25 protein-coding genes are annotated in these 26,300 nt (G+C 48.2%); 12 read left to right on the top strand and 13 right to left on the bottom strand.

Annotated elements, in window-relative coordinates:
- Position 1: 1 nt before the first annotated feature.
- A complete protein-coding gene (locus HGH91_RS02730; RefSeq protein WP_168736917.1) occupies positions 2 to 1,261 on the bottom strand; it encodes an ABC transporter permease in 1,260 nt (419 codons plus the stop codon).
- Positions 1,258 to 2,337 carry an efflux RND transporter periplasmic adaptor subunit gene (locus HGH91_RS02725; protein ID WP_168736916.1) on the bottom strand — a complete coding sequence of 360 codons (1,080 nt, stop codon included), beginning with the start codon at positions 2,335 to 2,337 and terminating at the stop codon, positions 1,258 to 1,260. The genes HGH91_RS02730 and HGH91_RS02725 overlap by 4 nt, the downstream gene beginning before the upstream one ends.
- 133 nt (positions 2,338 to 2,470) lie before the next feature.
- Here HGH91_RS02725 and HGH91_RS02720 point away from each other — a divergent pair, with 133 nt between their 5' ends.
- The 3 genes from HGH91_RS02720 to HGH91_RS02710 all read left to right on the top strand — a co-directional run bounded on the left by HGH91_RS02720 (position 2,471) and on the right by HGH91_RS02710 (position 4,139).
- The gene (locus tag HGH91_RS02720) at positions 2,471 to 3,019 is read left to right on the top strand and encodes a pyridoxamine 5'-phosphate oxidase family protein (RefSeq protein WP_168736915.1); all 549 of its coding nucleotides are present in this window, start codon (positions 2,471 to 2,473) and stop codon (positions 3,017 to 3,019) included.
- A 146-nt stretch (positions 3,020 to 3,165) separates the two neighbouring features.
- The gene (locus HGH91_RS02715) at positions 3,166 to 3,669 is read left to right on the top strand and encodes a GNAT family N-acetyltransferase (RefSeq protein WP_168736914.1); all 504 of its coding nucleotides are present in this window, start codon (positions 3,166 to 3,168) and stop codon (positions 3,667 to 3,669) included.
- On the top strand, positions 3,669 to 4,139 hold the full coding sequence (locus HGH91_RS02710) for a MarR family winged helix-turn-helix transcriptional regulator (RefSeq protein WP_168736913.1): 471 nt from the start codon (positions 3,669 to 3,671) through the stop codon (positions 4,137 to 4,139). Before HGH91_RS02715 ends, HGH91_RS02710 begins: the two co-directional genes overlap by 1 nt.
- Position 4,140: 1 nt before the next feature.
- Here HGH91_RS02710 and HGH91_RS02705 read toward each other — a convergent pair whose 3' ends face one another.
- The gene (locus tag HGH91_RS02705; RefSeq protein WP_168736912.1) at positions 4,141 to 4,752 is read right to left on the bottom strand and encodes a hypothetical protein; all 612 of its coding nucleotides are present in this window, start codon (positions 4,750 to 4,752) and stop codon (positions 4,141 to 4,143) included.
- 205 nt (positions 4,753 to 4,957) lie between these two features.
- Between HGH91_RS02705 and HGH91_RS02700 the strand changes: the two genes are divergently transcribed.
- Positions 4,958 to 5,374 (top strand): hypothetical protein, encoded by a 417-nt coding sequence (locus tag HGH91_RS02700; protein ID WP_168736911.1) that lies wholly within the window; start codon positions 4,958 to 4,960, stop codon positions 5,372 to 5,374.
- Here HGH91_RS02700 and HGH91_RS02695 read toward each other — a convergent pair whose 3' ends face one another.
- From HGH91_RS02695 to HGH91_RS02685, 3 genes are read right to left on the bottom strand one after another with little or no spacing between them, the layout of a single operon-like run.
- Positions 5,375 to 7,264, bottom strand: coding sequence for a CocE/NonD family hydrolase (locus tag HGH91_RS02695; protein WP_168736910.1), 1,890 nt, complete (start codon positions 7,262 to 7,264; stop codon positions 5,375 to 5,377). It lies immediately after the preceding gene.
- A gap of 30 nt (positions 7,265 to 7,294) precedes the next feature.
- Positions 7,295 to 8,767, bottom strand: coding sequence for a RagB/SusD family nutrient uptake outer membrane protein (locus tag HGH91_RS02690; protein ID WP_168736909.1), 1,473 nt, complete (start codon positions 8,765 to 8,767; stop codon positions 7,295 to 7,297).
- Between the two features lie 12 nt (positions 8,768 to 8,779).
- Positions 8,780 to 12,046, bottom strand: coding sequence for a SusC/RagA family TonB-linked outer membrane protein (locus HGH91_RS02685; RefSeq protein ID WP_168736908.1), 3,267 nt, complete (start codon positions 12,044 to 12,046; stop codon positions 8,780 to 8,782).
- 416 nt (positions 12,047 to 12,462) lie between these two features.
- Between HGH91_RS02685 and HGH91_RS02680 the strand changes: the two genes are divergently transcribed.
- A complete protein-coding gene (locus tag HGH91_RS02680) occupies positions 12,463 to 14,862 on the top strand; it encodes an FtsX-like permease family protein (RefSeq protein ID WP_168736907.1) in 2,400 nt (799 codons plus the stop codon).
- 59 nt (positions 14,863 to 14,921) lie between these two features.
- Here HGH91_RS02680 and HGH91_RS02675 read toward each other — a convergent pair whose 3' ends face one another.
- Together HGH91_RS02675 and HGH91_RS02670 are read right to left on the bottom strand one after the other, a co-directional pair.
- Entirely contained in the window at positions 14,922 to 15,224 is a 303-nt protein-coding gene (locus tag HGH91_RS02675) for a hypothetical protein (RefSeq protein ID WP_168736906.1), read from the bottom strand.
- Positions 15,225 to 15,257: 33 nt separating this feature from the next.
- Entirely contained in the window at positions 15,258 to 16,034 is a 777-nt protein-coding gene (locus HGH91_RS02670; RefSeq protein WP_168736905.1) for a GDSL-type esterase/lipase family protein, read from the bottom strand.
- A gap of 145 nt (positions 16,035 to 16,179) precedes the next feature.
- Between HGH91_RS02670 and HGH91_RS02665 the strand changes: the two genes are divergently transcribed.
- On the top strand, positions 16,180 to 16,509 hold the full coding sequence (locus tag HGH91_RS02665) for an ArsR/SmtB family transcription factor (protein WP_168736904.1): 330 nt from the start codon (positions 16,180 to 16,182) through the stop codon (positions 16,507 to 16,509).
- 34 nt (positions 16,510 to 16,543) lie between these two features.
- The gene (locus tag HGH91_RS02660) at positions 16,544 to 16,987 is read left to right on the top strand and encodes an SRPBCC domain-containing protein (RefSeq protein ID WP_168736903.1); all 444 of its coding nucleotides are present in this window, start codon (positions 16,544 to 16,546) and stop codon (positions 16,985 to 16,987) included.
- Positions 16,988 to 17,076: 89 nt separating this feature from the next.
- Here HGH91_RS02660 and HGH91_RS02655 read toward each other — a convergent pair whose 3' ends face one another.
- A complete protein-coding gene (locus tag HGH91_RS02655) occupies positions 17,077 to 17,709 on the bottom strand; it encodes a YiiX family permuted papain-like enzyme (protein ID WP_168736902.1) in 633 nt (210 codons plus the stop codon).
- 49 nt (positions 17,710 to 17,758) lie between these two features.
- Here HGH91_RS02655 and HGH91_RS02650 point away from each other — a divergent pair, with 49 nt between their 5' ends.
- On the top strand, positions 17,759 to 18,289 hold the full coding sequence (locus HGH91_RS02650; protein ID WP_168736901.1) for a GNAT family N-acetyltransferase: 531 nt from the start codon (positions 17,759 to 17,761) through the stop codon (positions 18,287 to 18,289).
- A gap of 10 nt (positions 18,290 to 18,299) precedes the next feature.
- Here the strand turns inward: HGH91_RS02650 and HGH91_RS02645 are convergent, their stop codons facing one another.
- The 4 genes from HGH91_RS02645 to HGH91_RS02630 form a co-directional block, all read right to left on the bottom strand.
- On the bottom strand, positions 18,300 to 18,941 hold the full coding sequence (locus HGH91_RS02645) for a murein L,D-transpeptidase catalytic domain-containing protein (protein WP_168736900.1): 642 nt from the start codon (positions 18,939 to 18,941) through the stop codon (positions 18,300 to 18,302).
- A gap of 45 nt (positions 18,942 to 18,986) precedes the next feature.
- On the bottom strand, positions 18,987 to 19,349 hold the full coding sequence (locus HGH91_RS02640) for a hypothetical protein (protein ID WP_168736899.1): 363 nt from the start codon (positions 19,347 to 19,349) through the stop codon (positions 18,987 to 18,989).
- Between the two features lie 57 nt (positions 19,350 to 19,406).
- A complete protein-coding gene (locus HGH91_RS02635) occupies positions 19,407 to 20,312 on the bottom strand; it encodes an SMP-30/gluconolactonase/LRE family protein (RefSeq protein ID WP_168736898.1) in 906 nt (301 codons plus the stop codon).
- A gap of 588 nt (positions 20,313 to 20,900) precedes the next feature.
- The gene (locus HGH91_RS02630; protein ID WP_168736897.1) at positions 20,901 to 21,728 is read right to left on the bottom strand and encodes an AraC family transcriptional regulator; all 828 of its coding nucleotides are present in this window, start codon (positions 21,726 to 21,728) and stop codon (positions 20,901 to 20,903) included.
- Between the two features lie 112 nt (positions 21,729 to 21,840).
- On the opposite strand from HGH91_RS02630, the gene HGH91_RS02625 reads away from it, so the two are divergent.
- From HGH91_RS02625 to HGH91_RS02610, 4 genes are all read left to right on the top strand, one after another.
- On the top strand, positions 21,841 to 22,818 hold the full coding sequence (locus HGH91_RS02625) for an NAD-dependent epimerase/dehydratase family protein (protein WP_168736896.1): 978 nt from the start codon (positions 21,841 to 21,843) through the stop codon (positions 22,816 to 22,818).
- Positions 22,815 to 23,582 (top strand): DUF1295 domain-containing protein, encoded by a 768-nt coding sequence (locus HGH91_RS02620; RefSeq protein WP_168736895.1) that lies wholly within the window; start codon positions 22,815 to 22,817, stop codon positions 23,580 to 23,582. Before HGH91_RS02625 ends, HGH91_RS02620 begins: the two co-directional genes overlap by 4 nt.
- A gap of 8 nt (positions 23,583 to 23,590) precedes the next feature.
- Positions 23,591 to 24,697 carry an ABC transporter permease gene (locus HGH91_RS02615; protein ID WP_168736894.1) on the top strand — a complete coding sequence of 369 codons (1,107 nt, stop codon included), beginning with the start codon at positions 23,591 to 23,593 and terminating at the stop codon, positions 24,695 to 24,697.
- A gap of 457 nt (positions 24,698 to 25,154) precedes the next feature.
- Positions 25,155 to 26,294, top strand: a complete 1,140-nt coding sequence (locus tag HGH91_RS02610; protein WP_168736893.1) for an efflux RND transporter periplasmic adaptor subunit — start codon at positions 25,155 to 25,157, stop codon at positions 26,292 to 26,294.
- Positions 26,295 to 26,300 lie beyond the last annotated feature (6 nt).

The following is a 26,300-nucleotide window of genomic DNA, read 5'->3' as shown; positions in this document are numbered from 1 at the left end:
CTTATTTACCTCTTATAATCACCACCGGATCTACCCTGCTGGCTTTTCTTGCGGGAAAGAACCCTGCCAGGTAGGTAGTAACCAGTGAAAATACCGTTGCTATTACATAAAATACCGGGTTATAATTCACCGGAAACGTTGAGATGGTGGGCAATGCGGCCGTTTTAAACGGAATATGATTGATCACCACCGACAGGATATAGCCCAGTATCAGTCCTACAGATCCCCCTGCCAGTCCTATGCTCAGGGCAATCACGATAAAGATCCGGTTTACATCGGTGCCGGAAAAGCCTGTCGCCTTCATGATAGCAATCGCATCCATCTTTTCGTAGATCATCATGTTCAGGATGTTGTAAATCCCAAAGCCCGCTACAATCAACAGCGTAATACCTACCGAATAAGAAATCAGGGTACGGATAAAGCTCCCGGTTTCAAACTGCGAGTTAGCGGTTTGGATATCTTCGGTATCGGCCTGGAACAGGCCGCCATACTCCCTGGCCACGGCCGGCGCCCCATTCAGGTCATGCAGTTTTATCTGTATATCGGTAAGATAATTATTGGGTTTGCCTAATAGTTTCTGGGCAGTATTGATAGAGGTATAGCACTGTACTTTGTCAAAGTCCTGTAGCCCCGACTGAAAATAACCCACTACTTTCAAGGGCATCATCTCTCCCTGGGAAGTAGTTACCTGTACTACATCTCCCAATTCTGCCAGTAGTTTTTCCGCTACCCCTTTTCCCAAAATGATGCTGTTGGGTACATTCTTCAGGTCGAGGGCATTTCCGGCTACGATATAGTCGTTGAAGTGAAACAAGCTGCTCTCCGCCTGTACATCAATACCATTCACTACGCCGGTGATGTCGATGGTACCGGCATTAAAAAAAACGGGGGCTATAATTTTGGGCGCTACGCCCAGTACGCGGCCGTCGTGATGCAACAGGTCGAGGATGGCGGCGCTGTTGTATATTTCCAGGCGTCCGCTGGCGGATTTAACGGAGTGAATAAAGTTATGAGCAGCTTTGTTTCCCGGTACCAATGTCACCGGCTGATGTTTGGCAGGTTTGATGTCGTTGTAGATACGCACATGCGACGTTCGGTTGAGGATCAGGCTATCCAGCAGGCCATTGAGCCCGGTCATGAAACTGAGCAGCGCAATAAACATGGTGATGCTGAAGGTAACGCCTATGGCAGCCACCAGTGTTTGCCTCCAGCGGGCTTTCAGCAATGAAATGGCGATATTGACAATTAACCTGTAGTTCATGGCACCGGCTTAATGATTACATCGTTGGCGGTGAGCCCACTCACAATTTCTACCTGCTGGTAATCTTTCACGCCTGTTACCACTTTCTTCCTTTCTTTATTTTCCAGCATTACTTCATCCTCTGCCAGTAAATAATTTCGGGGGATGGTTAACGCATGTTCTTTCGTTTGTATTTCGATATTGGCCTCGAGGGTGAGATTGGGATATACTACCGGCGGCGCGGTGGTGAAGTGGGCGTCTACGGTAAAAGACCTGGATTTTTCGTTCATCATCGGGTAGATCTTTTCTACCACGGCCTCAAACACCCGTCCACGGTAGCTATCCAGTGTTACATATACTTTTTGTCCCAGGCGGATGCGGGCAATATCGTATTCATCGGCTTGTAATTCCAGGTAATAATTCCCGGCATCTCCAATCACGGCAATGGGGCTTTGGGTAGTTACCATCTCCCCATTTTTTGGGGCGATGCTGTACACCTTTCCATCAATATCGCTTTTGATGGTATAATCATCGTTCTGGGTATGGCTGATCTCCAGGTTTTTGCCCGACTGTTTCGCTGCAAAATTAAGTTGCTTTTGCAGGTCGTTGTATTTGAATACAGCTACATCATAAGCTGTCAGGGAATTTTTATAGGCCAGTTCCGCCTGTTCCAGTTGCTGCTGGCTGCCAATACGTTGTTCCCATAACCTGCGCTGGCGGCTTTGGGTGAGGGAATCGTTGTTGAGCTTTATCCGGGCCAGGTCTATATTTACGCGGAGTTCATTTAATTTATCGGCGTTGGCTTTTATCGAATTGTAGTCGGCTGCGATGGCAGCGTTTTCAGTGTTGAGCTTTGCGGTTTCATTGCGGATGATGATGATGGGGTCGCCTTTCCTGACGGTATCTCCTTCCGTGACAGGAATGCGGATGATCAGTCCATTTACCCTGGAGAACACCTGGTACTGGTGCCGGGCTTTGATGATGCCAGAAGCGTATACCGATTCCGTGATTTTTCCTACTGTTGGTTGCGTCTTTTCCCATTTGCCTTTACAGGAAGCCAGGAGGAAAAGCACCGTCAATAATTGAATCATCCTCATGTAACATATTTTTCCTGCCGGAAAATAACGGGCAGTGCTTCATTTGTACTTTGTACGGTATCAAATGTACGGCTTTCCGGGCGATGGCGGGGGCTAAAAATTTGTATCTTTAATGATCTTAACCTCCACTGCTATGGGAAAATTTTTTGATGATATCAAGCCGCAGCACCAGGCATTCATTTCAGCCCAGAAGATGTTTTTTGTAGCCACTGCGCCACTCAGCCAGGAAGGGCATGTAAATCAATCCCCTAAAGGGCTGGACAGCTTCCGGGTGTTGTCGCCTTCCCGGGTGGCCTACCTGGATATTGTAGGCAGCGGCAATGAAACTTCCGCTCACCTGGTTGAAAATGGCCGCATCACTTTTATGTTCTGTGCCTTTGACGGTCCTCCTAATATACTGCGTTTATACGGCCACGGCTATACGGTATTGCCTGGCGACCCGGAATGGCCGGAACTGTCGGCTCACTTTTCCCTGCTGCCAGCTACCCGGCAAATCATTGTGGCCGACATTTATAAAGTGCAAACCTCCTGTGGTTTCGGGGTACCGCTGTATACGTACACAGGGGAAAGGGACCATGCTGCTAAATGGGCGGCCAGCAAAGGCCCCGAGGGACTGGAACTTTATAAAGCTGAAAAGAACCGCATCAGTCTCGATGGGTTACCCACCGCATTAGGAAAATAGGGAAATACTTTCCCTTAAACGATGAAATAGGTATCCATTGATACCCCTGTTCTCCCCTGCCTGATTACCGATTATTTTATGGGTGGTTAAAATAAATTTTGATATATGTAGTCAGCTACGTAGTTTTATACTATAATTACGAAAACATGAGTACAGTACCAATCATCAAGATGATCGATAATCATTTCAGTCAACAGGCCATTGATCTTATCCTGCCTATCCAGCAGCAGGAGTTTAATATCCCCGTTACCCTGGAAGATCAGCCGGACTTACTGGATATTGACACCTGCTATCATCGTACCGGCGGCGGATTCTGGGGAGCTATGCAGGGTGAAGCATTGATAGGTACCATTGCACTTATCGCGATTGGTCACCAGGCCGGGGCAATCCGCAAGATGTTTGTTAAAAAGGAATTCCGGGGGAAAGAATTGGGCATTGCTCAACGTTTACTGGAAGGCTTGATGGTATATAGCCGGCAACAGGACATCCGGGACCTTTACCTGGGCACTGTCAATAAACTGGAAGCCGCCATGCGCTTCTATGAGCGCAATCATTTCAAGAGGATTCCTAAAACGGATTTGCCTTCGTACTTTCCGGTGATGCCTGCGGATAACGTATTCTATCACTTACACCTGGATAAAGAAAGTTAATGAGCAATTTAATAGAAGCATCCGGCATATTGGCGATTGCCACACGGTTACAGCGACTCAGCGACCAGCTGCGCAAAGAGGGGCAACTGATTTATAAGGCCCATGGGATTGATTTTGAGCCGAAGTGGTTTCCGGTGGTGTATACCCTACACCAAAAGCCGGTATTGAGCGTAGTAGAAATAGCAGCAGAAATAGGCTATTCTCATCCATCTACTATCAGCTTACTAAAAGAACTGGAAAAGCAAAAGCTGGTCCGCTCTAAAAAAGACAAGACCGATGAGCGGAAACGGCTCATCCTGCTTACAGAAAAGGGGAAAGAGCTGGTGATCCAAATGCAGCCGGTGTGGGGAAAGATGTCGGCCGCCCTGGCATCCCTCACAGACACTCCTAATAACCTCATGAAGGCCATCGAAGAAGTAGAAGCCAATATAAAAGTGCGGAGTTTTTTTGAAAGGGAACAGCAACAGTAGGCTATTCCAATAATCCCTTTACCAGGGCTTTCCACTGGAGCTTTGAAATGCCGATAGCGCCGGTAGCACCTACCACGGCATTCCTTATCCGGTCGCCCAGGTCGGCGCTCTGGGTGTTAGGCACCTCATTACGACCATATACCGCCGCTGTAACGGAAGGACCATTCCTCATCAATACAAAAGAACTGCTGGCCTCTTTACGCAGGAAATGTGCGATCCCGGCGCTTTTTTGTATAGGATGTTCAGAAGGCCTGGCACGGATAAAGAATACTTCCTGGTGCTCATTCAACATAATATGTTCCTTCTGCTCAATTTTCACCCAGTCAAACCCCTTCCCTGCGTGGGTACCCGGCCCCGGGATATCGATGCGTATATACATGCCTGTTTCCGCCGGCCCTGATGCAGGCTTTCCGGCCAGGTCGGTGAGCTGAAAGCCCGACGACATGCTACCACTCAGCGATTCCCAGTTATTAACGTCTGCCAGGCGGAGCACTGCGTTTTTAAAAAAGGCTGAGGCTGCCTCTTCATTCAATAAATCTTTGGTTTCGGAGGTAGTAGTGGCTTCTCCCACATACTGCGCCGGTAGAAACGGCGCCGCAATATTATCTCCCATGATCAACTTTTTATGGATAAAACAATGCTACATCCCACCTTCACAATTTCCATTCCTTCTTATACCGGCGATCTTTGTATTTTTGCGCTATAAACACGACAAAACAACAGGATAGAGAGCACGTATACCACTATGAATATCATCCATCCAACAGAAGAATCAAGTTTCACGGGCATCACATTTTATGACACTAAAGATACAACTTATGAATAGTATTTATACCCTCCTACTTCTCTCCATCATCCATATCAGTTGCAGCAATGTCCCTCCCAGCCAGAGCAATGGCAGAATAATCGGCAAATGGCTGCCAGTAAAATCTGTCATGAGCGGCAGCGAAAACGGGAAGAAAATGTTCGAGAAAACCGACAGCAGTTTCAGCGAGATGGACGTCATGGATTTTAAAGAGGACGGCCACCTGGAAGATGGGGGCCAACGGTACGACTCCTATATCCTTTATCCCGACTCAAAAGAATTAACCTTGCTGGAACCTACCGGTGATGCGGTCACTTTTAAAGTTCATACCCTCAATCCCAAACAACTGATCCTGGTGCGGGAAGATGACGAAGACTATCGTAACAACCGCCGGCATATGCGGCTGGAAATCCATTTTAAAAGGCTCTGATCATTTCAGCACAGGCAATACAATACCGGAAGGATGCGTGGGATCATGATAAATACGAACAGTAGCCTTGATAAAGTCTTTTTCATCGGCTTCATAAATATTCACGAACTGCTGGGGGTTGCGATCCGCCAGGGGAAACCAGCTGCTCTGCACCTGTACCATGAGCCGATGCCCTTTCTTAAAAGTATGGGCTACATCGGGTAGGTGAAAGGTCACCTGTTCAATTTTACCGGGAACAAAGGCTGCCGGCCGCTCAAAGCTATGGCGGAAGCGGCCCCGGAAAATATCGCCCCTTACCAGCATCTGGTAACCACCCAACGGATAAGGACCACCCGCATCGCGGGTTTTGTTGGGCGGCGGCGTATTCGGGTACCGGAAGTCGTCCGGGAAAACATCGACCACCTTTACCACAAAATCGGCATCGCTGCCGGTTACGCTTACATGCAGATCGGCTGTAATAGTACCGCCTATGGTCAGATCTTCCTGCAGTAGCGCTGTTTCAAAAGTCAACACATCCGCCCGCCGGGCTGCAAAACGCTGGTCATCGGTCATATAATCCCTCGTACGGATGTAGTGCACATCCCCGGTATAAGGCACCGGGTGTGCCGGATCACTTACATATTCGCTGAAGCCCGTCGCTGTTGGCTGCCACAGCAGTAGCCCATTTTCCGCCAGGAAAATTTCCTTTTCCTGCGCTGCGGGTGGCCAGGCGGCATATTGGCGCCACTTATTTTCCCCGGTAAAAAATACATTAGCTTCTGCAATGGCGGACAGGTCCCCTTTTCCCTGGAGATAATAATTGAAAAAAGGGACTTCTATATGTTCCTGGTACCAGGCGGCTGTATTATCGCCGAACCAGATATTACCCAGGTGCGTCCCGTCGTTGGATGCCCATTGACCATGATACCAGGGCCCCATTACCAGGCGGTTGAAATGCGTGGCCGGGTTGCTCTTTTCTATGGCTTTATATAAGTTCCATGCGCCATAACAATCTTCCGCGTCAAAGAGGCCCCCTACTACCAGCACCGCCGGTTGCAGGTTACTTACATGATAACGCGGATCCCGTGCTTTCCACCAATCGTCGTACTGCGGATGGGCAATGATCTCCCTCCAGAAAGCGAGACTGTCGCCCGTTAGCCGGGTAAAATTTTTAATCGTACCAATTTGCAGGAAGGTCTGATAGTTATCGTTACAGGGCAATTGTAACGCCTGCACCGGCGCTACCGACACCGGCCCGGGATGCAGATAGCCAAAGCCTTTGGTATAAAATCCAAAACAATCCATCAGGAAAAAAGCGCCGTTGTGGTGGAAGTCGTCCCCATGAAACCAGTCTGTTACCGGCGCCTGCGGACTTACAGCCTTCAACGCCGGATGTCCGCTCAAAGCAGCCATGGTGGTATAAAACCCTGGATATGAAATACCGAAAACGCCTACATGTCCGTTGTTGCCGGGAATATTTTTCACTAACCAGTCTATCGTATCATAAGTATCGCTGGCTTCATCGATCTCCTTTCCTTTCTTCTGTGGATTGAAAGGGCGTATATCCATAAACGTTCCTTCGCTCATCCAGCGGCCCCGCACATCCTGTACCACGATGATATAATGTTCGCGTGCATACCGGTTCCAGTAAGTATTCCAGAGGTTGGGCGATAGTTGTCCTGCACCGTAGGGTGCAGCGGAATAGGGCGTGCGGGTCAATAATACCGGGTGTTGGGCACTGCTGTTCCTGGGCAGATACACGGTAGTAAATAAACTAACGCCATCGCGCATACGAATCCGTTGCTCCTGCTTATAATAATTTTCGTGTACCCATATCGAATCCAGGGCATGCTGCGCCCGTGCCGGGAGCATGTACCATGCTGCCAGCAATAAAAAAACCAATCGTTTCATACTGCACGCTTTATATCAAACCACCTGCCGTCAAGGATTCTGCGGGAAATTGGTGGGATCGTTGTGAATATCTATTTCGCTTTGAGGAATATAAAATAATAAGCGGGAAGGCGTGAGCACCGGCGCAGTGAGATTGTACTCATTTTTCAGGTGCGCCTGCATAATGGCCAGTCCCTTGCTATACCTGATAAGGTCGAACCAGCGGTTGTTTTCAAAAGCCAGTTCTATCCTTCTTTCTGCAAATACAGCATCACGGAAACTGGCCTGGTCGGGCAGGTCAGCAGCCGTTCTGGCTTTGAGCCCGGCTCTTTGCCGTACCTGGTTGAGGTAACCGAAAGCGGTACCTGCACCGGTGGCCGCACTATACGCCTGCTCGTTCAGCGCCTCGGCCTGCAGCAACAGGATGTCGGCGTAACGTAATACCGGGAAACTGCTGCCGCCGTCGCCGGTAGCGCCGGGCGGATCCAGGAACTTCTTCACATAGTTGCCCGACTGTTTGGTGGTAGCATTGCTATAAGACACCGTATCGAGGGAAGCCGCAAAACGCAGATCACCCGGCTCATACGCCGCTACGATATCGTGTGTGGGACGGTTGTTATTAGATCCTCCGTAAGCCACGCCGTTATAAAAGAAGGAAAAAGGCACCATGTCGGAAAAGAATGTATTCCCTTCGGACGGACTTAATCCCTTTTTAAAACGGATGGTAAACAATACTTCGCTGTTCACCGCATTGGCAGGTGTAAACAATGCCGCATAATCGTTCAGTAACGTATAACCATTTACGTTTTTTAAGACATTTGCAGCTGCCGGCCACTTCTTTTCTGTAACATATACCTTACCCAGCAAGCCATTAGCGCTGCCGGCCGTTGCCCGGCCATAATCGTTGGGGTTGGTATACACGGCAGGCAGCAAGGTGGCGGCCTGTTGCAGGTCTTTTTCTATCTGCGCATATACTTCCGTTACGTCATTCCGCTTATCATTCTGCGCTTCTGAAGTGGTTTCTGTTTTGATCACCAGGGGTACTTTGCCATACAACCTCACCAGGTCGAAATATACAAATGCCCGCAGGAACAAGGCTTCTCCCTTGAATTGTTTTTTAGATGAATCGGGTATGGCGGCAGCATCTACCTGGTCCAGCACGGAGTTGGCCCGGGAAATCACGATATACGAGCCGGCATATACATCTGTGAGAAAAGGATTGGTAGTGGTTTCTCCAAAAAGATCGATCTGGGAGGCCACTCCCGCCAATGCGCCACGGTCCAGGATATCGGTATTGTCGCTTCGTACTTCCATCAGGTAATAGCTGGATTTACCATAGGTGCGCGTACTCTGTAACCCATCGTAAATACCATTTACCCCCTGCTGAAAATCACTGGCCGTTTTGAAAAAGGTAGCGGTAGTTTGATTGGATACCGGGGGCCGGTTAATAAAATCTTTGCTGCAGGAAGATATAATCGTTACCAGCGACAAGCCTGCTATTGCTATAGTGATATTTAACTTCATATACTCCTGTTTTTAAAATAAAAGATTGATACCTGCGGTGAATGTTTTCGGCAAAGGATAGGTACCATAGTCCTCTCCCTGCGACAATGGGTTGTCGGGCCGGGCGTTCACTTCCGGGTTGTAGCCGGTGTATTTGGTCCAGGTATAGATATTCTGCCCGGAGAGATATACCCGCAGCTGCTGTACTTTGTTATGCAACAGGCGTTGATTAAAACTGTAGCCAATGGTTACATTACGTAAACGCACATACGAACCGTCTTCTACGAAAAAGGAACTGGGCTGTGTGCTATTCCCGGTAGCTACGCGGTTAGGACGCATGGTGTTGCCATCGCCCGGATCGGCAGCTGATTTCCAATACCCCAGCTCTTCTACCATCTGGTTGGCATTGCCTTCGCTGTTGTAAAGGAAGCGGCGTTGCAGGTTCATAATTTTGTTGCCGTGTACCGCCTGCAGGGCGATGTTCAGGTCAAATCCCTTATAACGGAATTCATTGCTGAGGCCCCAGATAAACTTGGGAAAGTAGCTGCCTATATCGGTTCTGTCGCTCGCATCAATTTTCTTATCGTTATTAAAATCTATAAACTTACGATCTCCCGGCTTTGTACTGCTGTAATGAGGATAGGCATCAATTTCCGCCTGGTTTTTAAATACGCCACCGTTGATATAACCATAATAGCTACCTATTGGCGATCCTACTTTGGTGATGTATAACTGGGAGATGGTGCCGTTGCCGCCATCAGAAATGATGGGGGCATTGTTGGCGCCCAGTTGCAATACTTCATTTTTATTGGAGGCAATATTAAAGCTGGTATTCCATATGAAGGCGCCGGTGAGATTGCGGGTATTCAGTCCAAATTCCACCCCGCTGTTACGCACCTTGCCAATATTTTTCAAGGCGGTACCGAATCCTGAACTCAGGGCTACCGGTACATTCAATAGCAGGTTGGAAGTGGTAGCGCGATAGTAGTCGGCACTGAGGTAAATCCTGTTGGTAAACAGGCCTATATCCAGACCTGCATTCAGTTGCAGCGTTTTTTCCCAGGTCAGGTCCGGGTTAGCAGGCTGTGATAATCCCGCGCCATTCGCGGCGTTACCTGTACCTGGCCCCAGCACATATCCGTTGGATGACAACAGGTCATAAGCTGCATAGTTGGCAATCTGGAAGTTACCGGAAGTACCGTAGCTCACCCTTGCTTTTAACTCAGAAACCGGTTTTACTTTAAAGAAGGATTCATTGCTGATCAGCCAGCCGCCGGAAACGGCCGGGAAATAGCCCCATTTGTTGTTGGCCCCGAAGCGGGAGGATCCATCACTACGAATGCTGGCCGACACAAAGTATTTATCGTCGTAGTTATAGTTGACCCTGCCCAGGTAAGAGATCAGCGACCATTGCGATTCCGTGGAAGTACCGCTGGTAATGGTAGCGGCATTCAGCGTTTGTACGGCATCGTTAGGAAAGCCGGTACCATCGGTTTCGCTGGCTTTGGTCACATTCTTCTGAGAGGTATAACCAGCCAGGACATCGAGCTTATGTTTATCGTGTATGTTAAACTGGTAGGTCAGTGTATTTTCCCAGAGCCAGTTGGTAGACAAAGCCGTTTGCGCAGATCCTTTGGGAATCGTGGGTGCACCTTGTTGTATAGGCTTATAGGTACCCAACGTGGAAGGCCGGAAATAGTTGCGGCTGAAATGGTTAATATCTGCGCCAAAGAAGGTTTTAAACTTCAATCCCCTGATAATTTCATATTCTCCCCACGCGCTTCCCAGGTTGCGGATATGATCCATTTTATCCTTGATCTGGGTGGCCAGTGCGACGGGGTTTTCTCCTCCTGAATAGCCAAACGCCCATATATTCTGGCGATTGGTGGCCAGCGAGCCATCCGCATTATACACCGGGAAAATGGGAGAAGCCTTCAGGGCATTACTCAGTACCCCGTCAAATGTCCAGGGTCCCTCGCTGTTGATCAGGTCGTAGTGATCAAATGTAGGGTTGAGGCTAACGCCTACCCTTAAACGTGAGGTGAGGTCGGCAGTGAGATTAGCCCGCACACCATATCTTTTATACCCTGATCCCAGGATGATACCTGTTTGATCAAGATAATTACCGGAGATATAGTACTGGAATTTGTCACTGCCGCCGGAAGCGGACAAGGTATGGTTTTGAATCGGCGCTGTTCTGAACAGGGCATTCTGCCAGTCGGTATTCACCAGCCCCTGCTGCCCTGCCAGGTAAGGCAGTGTTTCCGGTGCTATCTGGTAGTTGGAGCTGCCCCGGGTAGCGTTGTCGTCGGTGATTTTACCGGAGGGCCTGAAATCGAGATAAGCGTTGTTTTTAGCATCGTAGCTATATTTGGCCCACTCGTAGGCATCCATCAGTTTTATTTTCCTGCTTACCTGCTGAAAGCCTGCATACATGCTGTAGCCGAATACAGGCGGGCCTGCCGGCTTTCCTTTCCTGGTGGTAATCAATACCACGCCGTTAGATGCCCGGGAGCCATAGATAGCTGCGGAAGATGCATCTTTCAGTATATCGATGGAGGCAATATCATCGCTGTTCAAGGTGCTGAGCGGGTCTGGCGATTTCTGGAAAGAGGCCTGCCCGGCAATGTTTACAACATCAGTGGAGCCCTGCAGGTTTTTAAGATCGTTGGAAAGCGGGATACCATCTACTACATAGAGTGGGTCGATGCCGGCTGAGATGGAGTTGAGCCCGCGGATACGCACGCTCATGCTGCCTCCGGGCGCGCCGGTATTCTGCAACACCTGTACACCGGCTACCTTGCCGGCAATGGCTTGCTCGAAGGTGGTTACCGGTTGATCTTTCAGATCGGCTGACCGTACAGAAGCTACGGCGCCTGTGATTTCTTTGCGGCGTTGTACCCCATACCCCACTACTACGACCTGGTTGAGCGAGGAGGTGGACTCTTTCAGCACAATCGTCAGTTGCCGGGTGGCCCCTTCTGTTAATGTAATGCCACTTTGCAGCGTAGGCTCGTAGCCGATAGAACTGAATTGCACGGTGTAAGGACCGCCAGCAGCCAGGATTGGAAAGCTAAATACGCCACTGGCATTGGTTTGCGTAGATGCAATGCCGCCATTGACTGCATTTTTTATCGTCACAGATACGCCGGGAATAGCTTCCTGCCGTTCATTGCGGACAATACCGGTAACGCCTGTACGTTTTTCCTGCGCCAGCAGGAACAAGGGAGCCAATAAAATAACGAGCAATAGTAAGCTCCTCCATCTCCCTGGGAAAGACTGATAGTAAAAAGAGTCCATAGGTAACATTTTGGGCCCCCTGCAGGCTGTTGCCGTAGCCGCAGCTGGTAAAGCGTTTGCTCACCAATGTTTAAGGCCAATTTTTAAAAAAACTGTTTATATTGATTCGGGTTGCGTTAAGCGATCTTTAGATTTTTATCAAGGTTAAAAGTACCAACAAGTTTTTAGTCTACCAAATCAATAGACTAATACGAAGAAAATTTTTGTGGTAGATAAATTTACTTTTCTGTTTATAAACAGTTGGTATCAATTACATAACCGGTAAAAAGAACTGGGTGCCTGATATGTTCAGAAATGAACATCCTGTCATAAAAACGGACAACCTGAGAGATATATACGGTATATTACCTATTGATAATCAATTCATACAAGCCTGGCACTTCCTTCGCCTTCCTGTTTTCACAAGTTGTACTGCCATGATCAGAAGTCAATTAAAAATTGCGTTCAGAAATTTTCGCAAAAACATTACCCATAGCTTATTAAATCTCGTTGGTTTAACGCTTGGGTTGACCGCCTGTTTTTTCATTGCCATTTATGTGCGGGATGAATATAGTTACGACCGCTGGATACCGCAAGAGGAGCAGGTATACAGGATAGGGATGGATGTGAAAACCCAAACGAACGATAATATCCGGTTTGCCGCTACCTCCGGCAACCTCGCTAAGGCGCTGATGGAATACCCACAGGTAAACAATACGGTACGGATATTTAATTATGGCAACAACGGGGTAATAAGTACTTCTCTCCAAAAACAAATACCAGAACAAGGCATTTTTTTTGCCGACAGTTCTTTCTTCGAAGTACTCCCCTACCCGCTCCTGGCTGGTGACAGCCGCACCGCGCTAAACGACGCAGACGGTATTTTACTGACGGCAGAAAAAGCCACCAAATATTTCGGACATCAAAGCAATGCCAGCAACTGGCTAAATCAATCGCTCAACATCAATGGTACCCATTACAGGGTAACGGGCGTGTTGAAAGATATCCCGTTTAACACGTACTTCCGGCCCGACTTCATTATCTCTACCGTTTCGGTAGAGCACCAACAGTGGTTCCAACAGAATACCGATAACTGGCACGGCACGATGGTGCAGACTTTCGTCCGGTTGAAGCCCAATGTATCTGTGGCTGCTTTTGAACCACAGATCCGGTTTATCGCCTACAAGTATGTAGGTGATGAAATCAAAGCTAACGGGCAGGTATATACGCATTTCATGCAACCACTGGCTTCGATTCATCTTCATTCCAATTTGCGCTATGAGCTCAGTAAAAACAGGGATGCGCTTTACATACGCATTCTTTCTTTCATTGCCTTGTTTATCCTGTTAATAGCCGGGATCAACTTTGTGAACCTCGCTACCGCAAGGGCTACTACCCGGGCTAAAGAAGTGGGTGTACGGAAGGTAATTGGAGCACAGCGTGCGCAACTGATCTTCCAATTTATGCTGGAATCCTGCATGATGAGCAGCCTGGCGTTCATCGCCTCCCTGTTCCTGATGCTATTATTGTTACCCGCCTTCAATCATGTTGCTGACAAAAATTTTACGTTTGCTACCCTACTGGCACCGGGTATTATTAGTGCCGGGCTGGGTATTAGCCTGTTAATCGGCTTATTATCGGGCATCTATCCTGCCATTGTACTTTCAGGGTTCAGTCCATCGCGGATTATACAACGCTATGCCTGGCAGCGAAAAACCAATGTACTTAGGAACTCGCTGGTGGTCACCCAGTTTTCCATATCCATACTGCTGATCATTGCCACCATTGTGGTGTATAAACAGTTGCAGTTTATGAAACACCAGGATCTCGGCTTTAACCAGTCGCAGGTATTGGTAATCCCTACTGCCGGAAATGAAGCCAGGAAACAATTACCGCTGTTGGCAGAAAAACTGCGGGGACAGGCGGATGTATTATCGGTAAGTGCCTCCAGCAGTATTCCCGGCCGGGATTTTGGCAACAACCTGTTGCAATTGAAAAACGACCACACTAAAAAAACAGATGCCCGTTTGCTGACTGCCGATGACCAATTTTTCCGTACTTATGATATTAAATTATTGGCGGGACGCCTATGTAACATGGTGGTAGATACCACCGGTCATCCGGATATTATGATCAATGAATCCGCGCTTCCCTTCTTCGGATGGAAGAAGCCAGAAGAGGCACTGGGGCAGGAGTTTGACTGGGGTTGGGGAAGGATATGCGGGGTATACAAAGATTTTCATTTTAGCTCGTTGCAGCAGGGTGTAACGCCCATGGCTATATTTTACAGGCCCTGGTCGCTGGCCTATATCAGCGTAAAAATGAATACGGGCAATGCAGCCACTACCATCGCGGGCATTGAAAAGACCTGGCATACTTTGATACCAGGCGCTATGTTCAGTTACTTCTTCCTGGATGAAGATTATAACAAGCAATACCTGGCGGAACAGCGGCTGGGCGAGTTGTTTATGATATTTTCTATTCTGGCCATCGTAATTGCCTCGCTGGGATTGTTTGGATTGGCCTCTTTTACCATAGAACAGCGTACCAAGGAAATCGGTATCCGGAAAGTGCTGGGCGCCAGTATCAGTGGTATTGTGCGGTTGATGTCGACCGACTTCCTGCGGCTTGTCATCATTGCCGCGGCGATAGCGTTCCCGCTGGCCTGGTGGGCCATGAAAAGCTGGCTACAGGATTTTGCCTACCGCGTGCCGCTCAATGCCTGGATCTTTATTATAGCCGGCACCGGCGCCTTGCTGATAGCTGCGGTGATTGTTAGTGCCCAGGCAGTTAAAGCAGCTTTAGATAACCCTGTGAATAGTTTACGCGCTGAATAAACAGCGAAACGCCCATCGTAGATCCACTACGATGGGCGTTTATATCTTCTCCCCATTTATTATTTTGTAAACAGGGTAATATCTTCTCCTCCGGGCTCACAGTCTGCTAACTCCTCTTCCCAATTGGATGATAGCTTGAAAATATTATGCAAACCTCCTACCAGTTCCAGCCAGCCACTCATTTCGTCCGACACCTCCAGGATTTCGCCATCCGATGTTTCGAAGGCCAGGAAGGTCAGCTCTCCCGGGTATGCATATACTTTGTAACCTGATATGCGTATCACATCCTCCCAGGCCAGGGTATCATCAATGTCTTCATCATATTTTACAGCCAGCGACTGTTCATCAAATGCTATATCCATGACGCAAAGATATTTGATTTTGGCTTATCGGGTTTACAGTTTACCAGACAATACCCGCTTGATGGCCTTTGCCCACAAAATGCCCAGCTCTTCTGCTCCTTTTTCATTGGGATGCAGCTGAAAGGTGCCGGCTTTACCATGTTCCTGAACATACCATTCGGGATGTTTTTTAAAATAGTCAAAACCACTGGTATTGCCGATGAATACCTGCTTAGGATGAGTAATATGGTATTCGGCGGCAATAGTATTTAACACCGGGAAATAAGATTGCAGCCTGGCGAGTCCTGCTGCCAGGTAGCGGGAACTATTCTGGGTAGTGGGGCTATACCAGATCGGATGATGGAGGATAACGATACAACCGGGATAGTCGGCCAGGAGCCGGTCTACAATTGTTTTCACATTGGCTTTATAGTTAGCCGGCGATACCGGAGAGCCATTGGGGCCTTCTTCTGCGCTGTCGTTTGTGCCCAATACCATGGAAAATACCAGGGTAGCATCCTTATCCGCCTTAAAAGCATCGGCAACCTTTACCACGTTATTGAATAAACGATTAGTGGCGGGCAGGAAATCAACTGTCGTAGAACCACTAACGCCCTGGTTGCTGATATGCACTGCGGCGGCAGGCATTATTTTCTGCAGCCACTCCAGGGCTTTTACGGGCGGAGCTTCTTTATCGGCATGCGGTAACCCGGCGCCCTGGGTAATGCTGTTACCAATAAAAACGATGTTCACTTTTTTAGATTGCGCGATGGCCGAAAAGCCCAGCAGCAGCGCCAGGAGGCAAAGAAGCGTGGAATGTTTGTATAGCATGTCATTTACTGTTGAATGGCGTAAAATAATACCTTCCCCTGATAATCCGGTATTTTTCATCTACTGCTTCTCTAAAAAAATTTTTATGTAACCATTCGGTTCCCTATATTTGTAACCGAATGGTTACACAATAAAAACAGATTCCTTGAGACGAGATGTATTTCAGGCAATAGCAGATCCAACCCGTAGGCAGATCATTGGCTTGCTGGCCAACACTACGTTGAATCTGAATGCCATCGCCGACAACTTTGATATCAGCCGGCCTGCAATTTCCAAACATATCCGGATCTTAACAGAATGCGGGTTGGTTACTATCCGCCAGGATGGCCGGGAGCGTTATTGCAGCGCCGATTTGCGGCAATTGAAAGCGGTGGCGGACTGGACGGCGCAATACCACGCTTTCTGGACACAAAAACTGGATGCCCTGGAAAACTTCCTGGCGGCCACGGAAAAGCCTTCCCGTAAGAAAAAGTAACTACCTCATTTTTCATCTATTTAAACAAGTCACCATGAGTAACACACCTTTAGTCATTGAGCGTATCCTGGATGCACCTGTAAATGCTGTATGGGAAGCCATTACAGACAAAGACAAAATGAAACAATGGTATTTCGATCTCTCCGCTTTCAGTCCCACCGTAGGCTTTGAATTCAGCTTCAGCGGCGGCAGCGAAACGAAACAATACCTGCATCATTGTAAAATCACGGAGGTAATACCTGGTAAGAAACTCAGTTATACCTGGAGGTATGAAGGGTACCCTGGCAATTCAGAAGTTACCTGGGAACTGACGGCAGAAGGAAAAAAAACAAAGCTCACTTTGACGCATACTGGTTTACATACTTTCCCTTCCGGAGAGGATTCCAACTTCGGGGTGGCCAGTTTCACGCAAGGCTGGACTTATATTATCGGTACCAGTTTGCCGGAATACCTGGCAAAACAAGCCGTTGCACAATAGGGTGCACGCAAAGACACAAAGGAGCAAAGCAGCAAAGATTTTTACACTTTCTTATGCTGCTTTGCTCCTTTGTGTCTTTGCGTGATATCTTATTTGCTGGCCACTGTGATTAACAGTGGTGAATTGAACATACTGACGGGAGAGATAATTTTTTCATCCAGGGGAATATGTCCCCGGTAAATTTGTTCCATCTGCTGTTTTACCGCAGTACTGTGCAGATCAAAATCCTTTAAGGCCTGTAATGTTCCTATCTCCAGCCCGGTAGCGCCTTTATAGATTTTCCAGACAAGTTCGGAACAATACATTCTTTCATCCGACCAGGCAAAATAGATGTCATAATCCTTTCCATCATACTGCGATCCTATTGCTTTCATTTTACCGACTACGCCGGGAGTCAGCAGTGTGGCGGCATCTTTGAGGCGTTTTTGAACAAAGTGTTTTCCTTTCCCCCTGGCGATCCATTCCTGTAATGGCGTATATCTCACTGGTTGTAAAGCTTCGTACACATACCAGGCATCTCCTCTTTTAAAAATTATCCCGCAATGACTATATTTGGAATGTGTAGCCAACTGGATAGCCGTACTCAGATCTGATTGGGATACCTGGAAAATAATATCCCCTTCCTGTATATCTGTGTTAACAGGTGCTACTTTTTGAGCCAGTGTGCCGGTAGCGAGTACCAGTATCAATATCGTTGTAAATGCTTTTCGTATCATTGCCATAAGTCACAAATTAACCAACAATATATTCTATTATTATAACCCAGCAAAAATGAAAGAAATCCTTATTGTACCTGCTATCACCGCGGAGGTGGAATTATTGCAACAGGTAGCCCGGCAAACGTTCCTGGAAAGTTTTGCCGATGTAAATACGGCTGAAAATATGGCGCAGTATCTCCGGGAAAACATGAACCTCCCCAAACTAACGACTGAAATGAGCCACCCTGATTCCGAATTTTATTTTGCTATGCTGAACAATAACCCACTCGGCTATATGAAAATTAACTACCGGACGGCGCAATCTGAATTATTTAACAGCCGCGCGGTGGAACTAGAACGGATATACGTACTTAAGTCGCATCAGGGCCAGCGGATTGGCCAGCTGTTACTGAACCGTGCCCTGGAACTGGCAGACGCAGTAAAAGCCCCTTTTCTCTGGCTGGGCGTTTGGGAGCATAATACCAATGCTATCGGTTTCTACGACAAACACGGATTTGCGCCGTTCGACAAACACAAATTTATGCTGGGCAGCGAGGAACAAACTGATATCCTCATGCGGCTCGATTTGCCTGTACGCCGCTAACATTGGTTTGTCATCGGTAAATCCATAGCAGGATACGACGATTGGCCCGATCGATGTAAGGCCCGAGCGACGCTAAATAGGCAGGATTTAACATGGGGCAGCCGTCGCTGCGACAAATGCCCTGCTCCTGCTCTACTGCGGGCACAGCGCGGTAACTGTGCAATACCACAAACCTGTTGAATGCATTACTGTTTGTACTGTCCAGTCCATGGAGCTTATATGCCGTACCAAATTGCCCACTATACCTGGCGCCTATACGATATTTACCCAAAGAAGAACAGCGACTTCCCGGCACATTGGAAAACACCACTTTCTCTGCCCGGAAGTCAGGACCCTGTCCATGGGATACCAGCGCGGAACTGAGTACCCGCTGGTGTTCCAGGTCGTAGCAAATAAATCGTTTGCTGCCGGAGAAAACACTGAAATCGACCAGGAAAGCCAGTTTCGTATTATAGCCGTGGGTTTGCGCGTATTGCCGCAGCAACCGGGCCTGCTTCCGTAGCTTAACAGTATCGGGCGACAGTAAATAGGGCGGTGGAGATAATGTAATGACACCGCCTTTAGATGAGGTATGCTTTTCTTTACAAGCTGCTATGCCTATTATCAGCCATAGCAGCAACAGATGGTGTATATGTGGATATTTACGGGGCATGTGGTAGAGATGCAACACCGGGAAATTTCCATAAGCATACCCGGCTTATTCCCAGATATCTTTAATATGGATCAGGATAGAATAGCGTCCGTTGGGTGGGTATTGGTCAATATTGAGACGGGCTTCGTCAAAAGGCTGGGGCAATTTATCAGCATATTGCAGGTATAGCTCCTGTACTACTGCAATCGCCTCCGCCTTGCTTTCCACCACCCAGGATTTGGCGGTGCGGTTATTGTCGAAGAGTTGATTGAATGCTTTCCTGGCATCGGTAGTCTGCTCAAAGGGCACCACTTTCAGTGTCCATACTTCTCCTATCTTTTCCGGTTGTTCCGGCTTATCGAGGTTGATTTTAAACCGTTCCAATCCCGCGGGGTCCAATGCTCGCATAATGTCCATCGCCACTGACATAAATAGTAATTTTAGTTTCAGCCGCAATATTACAATTTCCGGGAGAATAAACCCCGACTATTCCCCTCCTATCACTTTCATGCGTAATTTATAAAATCCGGCACCGGCGGTAATAAATAGTACATTTTTATTTTTTCCACCGAAACAGGCGTTGGCTGTCCAGTCTTCCGGCACGGTAATCACCCCTATTTCCTTTCCTTCTTTGTCTATTACGGTGATGCCGTTTCCGCACATGTATACATTTCCATGGGCATCTATTGCAAATCCATCGACAGTTTTACCGGATACCAGTGTTTGATTAGACAGGCTCCCGTTTTTTTCAATATGGTAACGATACACCTTACTGGCACCAATATCGGCGATATATAAAGTTTTGCCGTCGTGGGTGCCGATCACGCCATTGGGCTTTGTAACATTGGTCTGCAACGCCACCGGCTTTTTAGCGCCGGGCGCCAGGTAGTATACCCTTTCCTCCTTTATATCCGGTTGGGTGCGGGTCCAGTAGTCGCGCTGATAATAGGGATCTGTAAAGTAAATCCCGCCATTAGGCGCTATCCAAACGTCGTTGGGGCCATTGAGCCGATGTCCTTCAAAATCGCTGACCAATACCGTTACTTTTCCCTGGGGAGAAATGGACCAGAGTTGGTTTTTCTCGTCGGCGCAGGTAACCAGGTTGCCCTGCCGGTCGAAATACATGCCATTGGAACGCCCGCAGGGGCCCATAAAAATGGATAGGTTGCCGGCAGTATCATATTTCCATATTGTATTATCCGGCTGGTCGGTAAAATAAACATTGCCTTTTCTATCAGCTGCCGGACCTTCTGTAAACGCAAATTGCCTGGATACCAGCTCCAGTCCTGTATTATCGGCCACCGTGGCGGGGATAGAATCGACGGTATTGGCGGTTACGGACATGGTATAGCAAACACAGAACAATCCTGCAGGAAAAAACTTGCCTAACATAATGGCCTATCAATTTTTGCAAGTGTAATAATTATCGGTGATATTTTCTGCTAAAAGTAGAATATATACTTATGGATAGACGCCTTTTGACATCTATCCATAAGTATATAAGCCATGAAATGCGGCCATGGATGTGGGTAGCACATACAGGGATAAATAAATAACTTACCCGGGTAAAGCTGTAGAAAATTTGGTTGATAAGCTGGTAAACATTTTACAGTACAGCATACAGTGTAGGTAATACCAGTGCTTTTCACCTTGGTCGCCGGCTGGCTGCCAATACCAGCAGGTAAACCGGTTGGATAAGGTTTGGGGCAACCTACTATGGATGATGCTTCTACCCGATTTTAGAATGGCGTTCCTTTTTCAGGTGCAGATGGTATGTTAACACAATTTTTAAGACTGTTTTAAGACAACATGATCCCTCTCCATTTCTTTCAAATGAATATCTTTCTGGCATGGTACTCCTGCAAACATAGCCGCTGTTTGCTGTAAGGTAGCTGGCGAAGACAAGTCATGTACTGATTACGGCTACAAAATTATCGTGAGAAGCAGCCTCTTCATAGTACAAAAACGACATTTTCGCTTTTACTTCATGATGGTATGTAATCGAATAGTGGTTTGAAGTTCTTCTTCATTGATAAAAGAGGGCGTAATGCCAGCAAATTTTTTAAAGTCCCTGATAAAGTGCATCTGGTCGTAGTAACCACTTTTATACGCTATTTCCGTCCATGTTTTGTCGGGGAACATTTCTTTCAGCTGGTAGGCCTTACAGAACCGTATCAGGCGGGAATACTGTTTAGGCGGCATGCCCAGGCGTTCCGTACATTTTCGTTCGAACTGGCGCAGGCTAAGGCAGGCTTCCGATGCCAGCTTATCCATAGACAGGGCGCCGCCGCTGCTTACCAGGGCTTCCATGGCCAAATCTACCGGTAACAGGGGTTTCAGTTTTTCCACCTTTCTCAGGAGATAAAACTCGATAATACTGATCATGTGATCCCAGTCATCGGCCTCTTTCAACCTTTCTGTAATCTCCCCGATCTCATTTCCCAATAAGAGGCTGGTATCGAAATCCTGTTCGTACATCTCGGACATGGGGATTTTCAACAGCCGGTGCAAACCGCCGGGTTGAAAGGCTACACAAAGGGCCAGGTGTTTTTGTCCCATGTCGAGGGTAACGGCCTGCTCCTGCGGACCGATGGTAACGCAGGCGGCTTTGGCCACGAATCCCTCGTTACCGGGTTTTAATACCTTGATAGGATCTTCCAGGTAAAAAATAATATAACGTTGATAAGCAGGGACAAACCGGTAAGTGTTGGTTAAGGAGGTGCTTTCAGTAAAATCCACCTCGTAAATACTAATACAATTCACCAGGGCCTGCAACGCCGGATGTGGCTTATAAGCTTTTGATTTCATGGATTCTTCGGCTATAGGAGCTCAGTACATTCTCAATTCCAAACAAATATATACAAATTGTCATTGCTATCAATTTCGCTTATCTTTTACAGGTGAATTATATTTTTACAAGATGAGAATTGCGATCACAGGCGCATCCGGATACATCGGCTCGGCATTGATCCCCCTATTACGTTCCCGCAACCATACCCTGCGGTTACTCACCCGTAAACCTCCCACGGCGTCGGCTGATCCGGGCATCACCTTCGTACATGGACATCTGTTAGATGACGCGGCGATCAACCAATTGGTTGCCGGCGTCGACGCTGTGATACACCTGGCTGCCATGATATCGGTCGATGACCAGCCCGATGAAACACTGGTTCATACCAATACGGAGGGCACCCGCCTGCTGGCGGCTGCTGCCCGGGCTGCGGGCGTAAAGCGTTTTATTCACCTTAGTTCCGTTACCGCCTTTCAACAGGCTCCCTACAACGAGCCCATGAATGAGCAGCGCGGCGCTACCACTGCCCGGCATGGCTACGACTATTCCAAGGCCCTGTCGCAAGCCATTGCCCTGGAACATCATGGCCGGGACATGGAAGTAACGGTGCTGGCGCCTACGGCAGTAATGGGCCCCTACGACCGGCAGCCCTCCCTGATTGGCAAGGCCGTTGTTAATATGTACCGGGGCAGGATCCCGGCGTTGTTTCCCGGCGGGGTGGACTTTGTGGACGTACGCGATGTTGCCGGTGCTGTTGTCAATGCCCTTACCATGGGCGCTACCGGCAGGGTGTACCTGTTGAGCGGACAATGGGTATCGTTGGTAACCCTGCAACAGGAAACCTCCCGGATCAGGGGCCGTTCCATTTCCCGGCCGGTATTGCCGCTATGGCTGATATTCGGCATGCTGCCGCTGGTGCGCCTGCTGGCTACCATCAGTGGTGGACCGCCTTTTTATACGCGGCAGTCGGTCTACAATCTCATTTACAGTAACCGGAAGATTGATCATGCGGCGGCCACTGCGGAGCTGCAATTTACGCCCCGCGCATTTATTACTACTTTACAAGACACAATTGATTGGTTCAAACAAACCGGTATACTCCCATGATAGACTACTTATCATTCCATTACTACCAGCTATTTATCCTTTGCTGGGCTATCACCGGGATTGGCTCGGGCCTGTACCTGCTGCGCCGGGAGGCGCCCTATGGCCGGTATAGTAATGAACAATGGGGCCCGATGATCGACAATAAAACCGGCTGGATGCTGATGGAGGCAACGGTATTGGTATCTTTCCTGGCCTGGCTTCCCTACGGTACTCTCCACTGGCGTAGTCCCGCCGGTGTAATGGTGGGGCTGTTCCTGCTGCATTACCTGCATCGCAGTTTCGTATATCCGTTGATGATACGTACCCGCGGGAAAAAAATGCCGGTCATTATTATGCTGTCAGCCATGCTGTTTAATGCGATCAACGGCTCTCTGTTAGGCATCTGGTTTGCGGCGTTTGGACATTATGCGGACAGCTGGTACAGCAGCCCCGCATTTATTGCAGGGTTGATATTATTCTTCACCGGGATGTTTATCAACTGGCGATCAGACTATTACCTGATTCACCTGCGGCAAAAGTACGACACCGGCTATAAGCTGCCACAGGTAGGGCTTTTCAAATATATTTCTTCGCCTAACCTGGCAGGTGAAATCCTGGAATGGGGTGGTTATGCCCTGCTCACCTGGAGTTTGCCGGGGTTGGCATTTTTTACCTGGACGCTGGCCAACCTGGTGCCCCGGGCGCTGTCGAACCATCGCTGGTACCAGGCACAGTTTCCTGGTTATCCGGCTAACCGCAAAGCTTTATTACCTTTTATCTGGTAAACTCGTGTATGTCTAAAAAATATAGTCAGTTAAAAGCGGCGCTGGTACTGTCCAGGGCCAGTTTGATCGCCACCTTGCGCAGCCCTACCTCTGTAGTGTTTGCCCTGTTATTCCCTATCATTTTCGTGACAGTATTCGGCGCCATGGTCGACAATACAGCGGTAAAAGTGAAGATAGTATTGTCGCCACACAGCGATACCAGCAATCCCATGTATACCGCCATCCGGCAGGTAAAAATATTTGACCTCAGCCAGGGAAAAGACTCCGCTGCCATGCTGGCGGATTTAAAAAAGGGAAGGATCGCCGGCATTTTATACCTGCATCCACCGGTGGTCATAAACGGCGCTCCCCAGTTTCATACCGACCTGCTGGGAAGCAGCGCTGTGGCCGACAAACTGCCGCTGGTACAGGCAGCCCTACAGGAAGTGGCGACCCGGGTAAACCGTGAAACGTTACCGGATCAGCCGGTAGCTGCCAGCGTACGTATGGTACATGTTCCGGGAAGGGTGTACCGGCAGATCGATTTTATTTTGCCCGGACAACTCGGCTTCTCGCTATTGATGGCCGGTGTGTTTGGATCGGCCTTCCTGCTATTTAATTTACGGCACACATTGGTGCTAAAACGTATTTATGTGACCCCTATCAAAGGTTCTTTTTTACTGTTGGGAGAGATGATCAGCCGCCTGTTGTTCCAGGTGATCTGTTTTATTATTATCACTGCCCTGGGATATTTCGCTTTTCACTTTACCCTGGTAAATGGCATTTTTACGTTCCTGGAAATGTTGTTGTTGTCGGTATTTGGACTTGTGATCTTTATGGGCATTGGTTTTATGATCAGTGGGCTGATCCGCAATGAGAGCTCTATAGCGCCGGTAGCCAATACGCTGACTGTACCGCAAATATTGTTGTGCGGATTATTTTTCCCTATTGATAACTACCCCGTTTGGTTGCGGTCTTTTTGCGAAATGCTGCCCTTAACTTTTTTTGTAGACGGGTTACGCAAAATTGCCTTCGAAGGATTGCATATCTGGCAAATACCGGTACAGTTGGCCGGCTTGCTCGTATGGGCTATTATTATCGCGGTGCTTTCGGTGAAGCTGTTTAAATGGGAATAAACGGATGTCGCAATTTGCCCCTGTAAATGTCTTGCCGGCCCTCCCCGTAATGCGGGAATACAGGTATCTTTACGCGGTCGGTTAGGGTCGTCCAGTATCCTAACCTTTTTACAACGTATACGGATATATCAGCCATCTATTTTTCTCTTCTCTCCCACTACCCTTCCCACTTTAACAGTGTTTAACGGTTGGTACAATAAACTCCCCCTGGTTACGCCGGTCTAACTAACTCCAGTTTTGCGACAGAAAGCCGTTACATTTTTGTACTGGAAAGCAGGTGACCAATGCTGCCATCGCCGTATAACGAATAATTATTGATTGTTTTTGAACAATACGATAAAACAGATAGTTACTCTTAATACCTGTCGGGTGTCTGTATTGCCGGATACTTTCCCGGTAGCCGGTCCTCACTGTCGCTGTAAAATATAAACGAATGGATTTCATTAAACGAACCGTCATGCGTAAGTCTGTAACCGCCTTCATTCTCCTCCTGATATTAGGCGCCTGTAAAAACAACAAAGGTGGCAGTAAAAATGCGGTCATCAAGCCCTACCCGGTCATTACCCTAGCACCGCAAAATGCGGTCATCAACTCCGATTACCCGGCTACCATTATGGGGATACAGAATATTGAAATCCGGCCGAAAATAGATGGATACGTAGAGGCTATTTATATTGATGAAGGAGCTACCGTTAAAAAGGGACAGCTCTTATTTAAAATCAATGCACCCCAGTATGAACAAAACGTGAATACAGCCGAAGCGAATATCAAAATAGCGGTGGCCGACGTAAACGCTGCCCAGATGCAGGTTAACAAGGTAAAGCCGCTGGTGGAAAAAGATATTGTGAGTGCGTATGAACTGGAATCCGCCGCCTATACCCTCCAATCCAAACAGGCCGCACTGGCCCAGGCCCAGGCGGCGCTCAACAACGCGAAAACCAATTTAAGCTATACCCTGATCACCAGTCCCGCCGATGGCGTAGTAGGTTTATTGCCTTATAAAATAGGAAGCCTGGTAAGCAGCACCACGGCCAACCCGCTGACGACTGTTTCCGATATCACCCAGATCTACGCTTATTTTTCCATCAATGAAAGACAGGGACTCGACTTCTTCCTGGCTTCCAAAGGGGCCACCATGCAGGAAAAGCTGGCTACCCTGCCACCGGTGACCCTGGTGCTGGCCAACGGCATTATACTCCCCCGTAAGGGCCGGGTAGAAACTGCCAGCGGCTTAATTAACCCGCAAACCGGCGCCATCAATATGAGGGCCACTTTTGATAATCCCGATGGACTGGTACGCAGTGGTAGCAGCGCCATTGTACGGGTACCGCGCACCATAGATACCGCCTTGCTGGTACCGCAAAAAGCCACCTACCAGATACAGGGTAAATTATTTGTATATGTGGTAGATGCAGACAACAAAGTCAGATCGGTTGACATAGGATCCAATGCCAGCGCTGCCGGGCAATCCTTTGTGGTACAACAGGGCGTAAAAGCCGGCGATAAAATAGTGGTAGATGGTATCAGCAACCTCCGGGAAGACCTGGTGATCCAACCACGGATGGTAAATGCAGACAGCCTGTATAAGAGCTTGTGAGTGCCC

It is taken from the genome of Chitinophaga eiseniae (assembly GCF_012641265.1).
Lineage (GTDB): Bacteria > Bacteroidota > Bacteroidia > Chitinophagales > Chitinophagaceae > Chitinophaga > Chitinophaga eiseniae_A.
The sequence above is the reverse complement of the archived record's forward strand: the minus strand, read 5'-3'. Positions and strand labels throughout refer to the sequence as shown.